General features: G+C 63.3%; 1 protein-coding gene. It reads left to right on the plus strand.

The annotated features are described in order from the left end of the window. Nucleotides 1-1,379: CoA-acylating methylmalonate-semialdehyde dehydrogenase (locus EVC45_RS44645; protein ID WP_129964367.1), on the plus strand; the 1,379-nt coding region annotated here is incomplete at both ends.

The following is a 1,379-nucleotide window of genomic DNA, read 5'->3' on the forward strand; positions in this document are numbered from 1 at the left end:
GTGCCGGTTGCGAATACCACTGAGGTTGCCGCCGCCGTCGCGGCCGCAAAGGCCGCGTTCGCGACCTGGAGCGAAACCCCGCCGCTCAAGCGCGCGCGCTTGATGTTCAAGTTCAAGGAGCTGCTCGAGGCGCACCTGGACGAAATCGCCGAGCTCATTACACGCGACCACGGCAAGCTGTTTTCGGACGCACAGGGCGAGGTGATGCGCGGCATCGAAATCGTCGAATTCGCGTGCGGCATTCCGAACCTGCTGAAGACCGATTTCACCGATCAAAGCAGCAGCGGCGTCGACAGCTGGAATCTGCGTCAGCCCCTGGGCGTGATTGCCGGCGTCACACCGTTCAATTTTCCAGTGGTGGTGCCGTGCTGGATGTTCGTGATGGCGGCCGCGACCGGCAACACGTTCATTCTCAAGCCCTCGGAGCGCACGCCGTCGTCGTCGATCCGGCTGGCGGAACTCTTCATCGAGGCGGGCTTTCCCAAGGGTGTCTTCAACGTGGTGAACGGCGACAAGGGCACCGTCGATGCGCTGATCCAGCATCCCGATGTGGCCGCGATGTCCGTCGTCGCCTCCACGCCGGTCGCCGAATATATCTACGCCGAGGGCGCCAAACGCGGCAAACGCGTGCAGGCATTGGGCAGTGCGAAGAACCATCTCGTCGTGATGCCCGACGCAAACCTCGATCAAGCCGTCGATGCGCTGATCAATTCGGCATATGGATCTGCCGGCGAGCGTTGCATGGCGACCTCGGTCGCGGTGGCGGTGGGGAGCATCGGCGACGAGCTGATCGAGCGTCTTGCGTCGCGTGTCCGAACGCTGCGGATCGGTGCTGGGATGGAACCCAATCTGGACATGGGGCCGCTCATCAGTGCGGCACATCGCACCAAGGTGTTGGGGTATATCCAGGCGGGCATCGCGGCTGGCGCGAAGCTCGTTGTCGACGGGCGTGGCCATACGGTGGCGGGGAACGAGGAGGGCTTCTTCCTCGGCGGCACGCTGTTCGACGATGTGAAGGCGGACATGAAAATCTACCGCGAAGAGATTTTCGGACCGGTGCTTTCGGTGGTGCGCGTGCCGGATCTCGCCAGTGCGATCGAACTCGTCAACGCGCACGAACTGGGCAATTGCGTGACCCTGTTCACGGCCGATGGCGCGGCAGCACGCACGTTCACCCGGCATATTCAAATCGGCATGGTGGGCATCAACGTGCCGAGTCCGGTGCCGTCGGCGTGGCATTCGTTCGGCGGCTGGAAGCGCTCGCTGTTCGGCGATCATCACGCATATGGCGAGGAAGCCGTGCGCTTCTACACGCGCTACAAGAGCGTGACGCAGCGCTGGCCCGACAGCATCGACAAGGGCGCGGAATTCGCGATGCC

Source organism: Paraburkholderia sp. UYCP14C, assembly GCF_004197395.1.
Taxonomy (GTDB): domain Bacteria; phylum Pseudomonadota; class Gammaproteobacteria; order Burkholderiales; family Burkholderiaceae; genus Paraburkholderia.